This is a genomic window from Wohlfahrtiimonas larvae, assembly GCF_002006755.1.
In the GTDB taxonomy this organism is placed as follows: domain Bacteria; phylum Pseudomonadota; class Gammaproteobacteria; order Cardiobacteriales; family Wohlfahrtiimonadaceae; genus Wohlfahrtiimonas; species Wohlfahrtiimonas larvae.
In genome coordinates this window covers 1-4,431 of the sequence record NZ_MVDO01000120.1, presented here as the reverse complement: position 1 = coordinate 4,431, position 4,431 = coordinate 1, and the positions used below count along the sequence as shown (strand labels likewise).

At 32.7% G+C, this 4,431-nt stretch carries 4 protein-coding genes and 1 pseudogene; 4 read left to right on the top strand and 1 reads right to left on the bottom strand.

The annotated features are described in order from the left end of the window. From BZK14_RS13295 to BZK14_RS07255, 3 genes and pseudogenes are all read left to right on the top strand, one after another. Positions 1-289: pseudogene (locus BZK14_RS13295) on the top strand (NgoFVII family restriction endonuclease); the annotation flags it as partial. Between the two features lie 155 nt (positions 290-444). Further along, a complete protein-coding gene (locus tag BZK14_RS07260) occupies positions 445-1,464 on the top strand; it encodes a hypothetical protein (RefSeq protein WP_077925865.1) in 1,020 nt (339 codons plus the stop codon). A gap of 10 nt (positions 1,465-1,474) precedes the next feature. Beyond that, a complete protein-coding gene (locus BZK14_RS07255; protein ID WP_077925864.1) occupies positions 1,475-2,341 on the top strand; it encodes a hypothetical protein in 867 nt (288 codons plus the stop codon). Between the two features lie 288 nt (positions 2,342-2,629). On the opposite strand, the gene BZK14_RS07250 is transcribed toward BZK14_RS07255, so the two are convergent. After that, positions 2,630-3,271, bottom strand: a complete 642-nt coding sequence (locus tag BZK14_RS07250) for a TetR/AcrR family transcriptional regulator C-terminal domain-containing protein (protein WP_077925863.1) — start codon at positions 3,269-3,271, stop codon at positions 2,630-2,632. A gap of 173 nt (positions 3,272-3,444) precedes the next feature. On the opposite strand from BZK14_RS07250, the gene BZK14_RS07245 reads away from it, so the two are divergent. Continuing rightward, the gene (locus tag BZK14_RS07245) at positions 3,445-4,431 is read left to right on the top strand and encodes an HlyD family secretion protein (RefSeq protein ID WP_171973663.1); all 987 of its coding nucleotides are present in this window, start codon (positions 3,445-3,447) and stop codon (positions 4,429-4,431) included.

Here is a 4,431-nt window from a genome sequence, read left to right as displayed (position 1 = left end):
GACTCAAGATAATGGAAAGAGTTTACAGACGAACCCACAGAGTATTTTAGGAAAATGGATTCTACATGATGTTCTTGGGGTAGAAGCAAGACAATTATTAACGATTGATAGATTAAGATTATTGGGAGTAGATTCTCTAAAAATTACTCGTATTGATAATGAAAATTTTAAAATTGATTTAGCAGATACTTATGCTTTTGAGAATTGGAAGTTGGACTTACAATCAGATATTGAGAACTGTTCTGCAATCAAGCAGAAACCAATTTTTAGGCCTTATTTGTCTAATTAACTTTATAGAAATAAATATGGGTTTTATGTAGTTTATATATACCAAGTTGATAGGGTAATTCCCCTCTCCTAAAAATAAAAGCATATGATGTAGGTTGTATTTACGATATTATCGGATGGGTGGGATAATGAACTTAGATAAGAAGTGGTAATTTTATGGCAATTAATGTATTTGAAATTGGTTTTGATAAGGTAATTGATAGTAGCTTTATAGTTGGTTCTACTAATTATAGTTATGCTATATCTCATTTAAGTAACCTGATTGAGAAGCTTGAGATTCAAAGAAAACTTCAGCAATCAGCTATTTATAAACGGTTAGAGCAAGACATTTTACGAGGATGTGTAATGCCTCCAATTACTGTTGCCTTTGTTGATGAACAAATTCAATTTAGGGATGAAGCTCAAGTTCAAAAATATATTGAACAGAACATTCAATCGGCTTTTATCCTTGATGGTATTCAAAGGTTAAACTTATTAAAAAAAATTGAAGATCAACTCTCACCAGAGCTTCTTAGCAATGGCTTAATCGTATTAAATATACTTATTTGTCCATCTATGGATAAGTTATTATACAGAATGGTTACATTGAATAATGGGCAAAAACCTATGAGCCCAGCACATCAAATAGAAATTTTGACAAGTGCGGATGTTGGTTTTGAAGAATTATCTCGTAAAATTAAAACAGAAAAAGATGGTTATAGTAAAGATTCACTGAATAAATCAGATTTAGTTAAAGCATATATTGCATTTTTAGGAAACTCAGTCAATATTGATAATCAAAAGATAATTCAATCTAAACTAGATGAGCTAATAGCAGAAAATATTATTGAATCATTTGGGTATGAAAATGAGAGGATTGAGTTTAAACAAGTAATTCAGTTAATCTCTGATTTTTCAAGCAATAAGGCTTTATTTAATTGGTTTCGGGTGGGTAACAATTTGATAGGATTCTGTGTAGGTATATCTAAGGGGTTTCAGCACATTAGGTCCGAGAACCCAGAGATGTTAAGAATAAATTTAGAGAAGCTAGAAATAGTATTTGGTTCAATCGACAAGTCTAAGATTAGGGTCAGCACATTTCGAAGAACTATGGTTAAAAATTTCATAGAAAACTATGGGGTTTTAAAAGATAAAAGTGAGAATGAGATTCTTGATTTTTTAACTAGAATTGTGTGATGTTAGTGAAATGACTGATAGATTTGTACCTATTGAGACCCTGAAAGCGCATCAAATTGTAGGGCTCCCACCTAATGTTATTTTTCAAGCAACATCGAACATTAGATATTATAAACTGGAATTGTTTAGATTATTAATTGGTACATCTTCCTTTAAATGCATTATTTCTGATGAGATTATTGTTCAAAGAGAAAATTATTCTAAATTGCCAAATACGTATAACAAAAATATTAAACCTAAAATAGGTCGATATATTGGAATAGATACAAAGAAAATGGGAAAAGAGTTAACTAATAATAATAATCGTGGATTCTATGACGAAATATTAAAAGAGTATTATTCTTATTTTTTTGAAACAAAAAAAGAAAACCATACTACGGCATTTATTCATATTTATAGAATTTTGGAAAGAATAGCGATTTGTTTGCCTTTAGTATATGCAGCATGCAGTAATGATTATAAAGGGGTGTATAATGATTTTAAAAAATATATTCTTGACGATAAAACTGGAGAGTTAAAAGTCATACAAAAATTTGTATCATCATTTATTGATGCTAGTATTTTGCAATCAACCGTCGATATAGAAATACAGCCCTTGCAAAGTAATTTTCACGAGAACCATTTTAATGCAATTGCAAGGTTTAACCTACATGAATCAAATACTCCATTCAGCCAAATAACTTTTAAATATGAAAAAGTATTAGAATTCATTATAAAAGTTAGAAATGCTTATTTTCATGCTTTAACTGGATCAAATAATTCATTTAAAGCAGATGACATTGTATATAGCCAGGATTTTTTTAAGATGATAAATCCATTATGTTGTAGTTGGATGTCATATTTAATTATCCAAGTTATGAAGTTAGAATTAAAGTAGTATCTTACATAAGCAAGTATGCTAAATAGTGTGAAATAAGAAAATTTATAGAGGGATGAGGCTTAATGTTAATATTTTAGAATATATATTGTTCAAAAATAGTACCAATTTATTCTTATCTGACTATATCCTGCATTACTATAAATGTAGCTATATCAATAGATTTGGTATTGTAGAGTTATCTGAAACACAGCCTACAAACTCTCCTTCGGTACCATACAAAAGCTCTAAAGCCCGCTAAACAGCGGGCTTTTTTGCATCTATAAGTTCATTAGTACAAAAAAGTGTCTAGTTATTGACCACCTGTGTTTCTGCATATTTCTCAATACCAGTGATTATGAGGTCAAGTCCGGCCTTAAAGCGACGTGTAAAATTTTCTGTAAAAATAGTATTTTGAGCTTGTTGGTTAATTGGATATTTATCTTTTGCAAGTTCTGAAAATGCTGTTTGACGAGAGATAAGATTAATTCCATTTTGGGGGCTTAATCCTTGTTCTTCCATGACTAGCCCTAAAATATAATAGATCACTGTAAAACTATAATCTACAGCGGTTTCTTGATTGACACCAGCCGTTAAAAGAGCTTGCATCAAAGCCTCATTAGTTCTTAAAACATTATCAGAAACAATATAAGTTCCTGCAAATACTCGAGCACCATCTCGATGGGATGATAACGCATCTCTTAACTCTCCAGCAATTTGGCGTATTTGAGTTTGCCATGAGGATTTAGAGTCAATATTGATTGCAACTCTCTCAATCATACTATCAGCTAAGCCATCAATTAAGGCTTGTTTGTTAGCAAAATACCAATAGAGGGATGGGGCTTGCATATTGAGTGCAGTGGCAAGTTTTCGCATTGATAATCCTTCAATGCCTTCTAAATTGAGGAGTTCCAATGCTTTGTTGATGATCGTTTCTCGTTTTATTTCCAATTCATGCTCCCAAAAAAATTTGCTTAATCTAACACTGTTAGTGTAACATTATTTAGAAATCTAACACTGTTAGATTGTAGGAAATATTGAAAAGTATATTGGATAGAACGGCACTTTTAGGAGCGATTTTCATGAATAGAATATTTATCCCTGTGGTTATTGGGGTTATAGTAGTGGCAATTTATGCGCTTAATCGTTGGGATTATTGGGTAAGTGAGAGCGTGACGCAATCTACTGAAAATGCTTATTTTGAAACTGATGTAACTATGTTAAGCAGTAAGGTTTCTGGGCATATCGTGATGTTACCAGTAAAAGATTATCAATATGTACAAAAGGGCGATTTAATTGCCGTAATTGATGATAAAGAATATCGTTTAGAGTTGTTGAAAAGAGAGGCTGATTATCAAAAAGCAGTTGCTACTTTAGATAATCTTGCCTCCGAGATTGCTCAACAAGAAGCTAAGGTAGCAGAAGCAAAAGCGAATATTGAGATGGCAACGATTCGAGTCAAGCAACAACAAAAACATTTTGATCGCCAAGAAAAGCTTGTCAGTAAAGGAGCGCTCTCTCATGAACAATTTGATAATACCGAAGCGGGGCTAGATCTAGCACGAAAATCTTTCGATATTACGCAAGCTCAATTAACATTAGAAGAACGCGCGCTTGAGCTACTTCAAGGACAGAGAAGAATCCGACAGGCCGAAAAAGATGCAGCATTTAGCACTATGGAAATTGCAAAAGAGCAATTGAGTAATACCAAAATCAAAGCGCCATTTAGTGGAACTTTGGGGAAAATTAATGCTAAGGTTGGGGAGATTGTGATGACGAATACGCTCATCGCTTCGATTATTCCACAAGATATACTTTATATTATGGCTAACTTTAAAGAAACACAGTTAGCTAATATTCGGTCCGGCCAGATGGTTGAGATTCTGGTGGATAGTTTTCCAAGAGAGAAATTTGCTGGCATTGTTGAAGAGATTGCCCCCATAAGCGGTGCAAGATCTTCCAATTTGCCCATTGTTAATACTTCTGGAAACTTCACAAAAATTGTGCAACGAATTCCTGTTAAAATTATGCTCAATTCTGATGGTCCTCAATATGCCAAACTTCGTGCGGGAATGAGTTTACGAGTCAATGTTGATACAAGCAGTAATTAA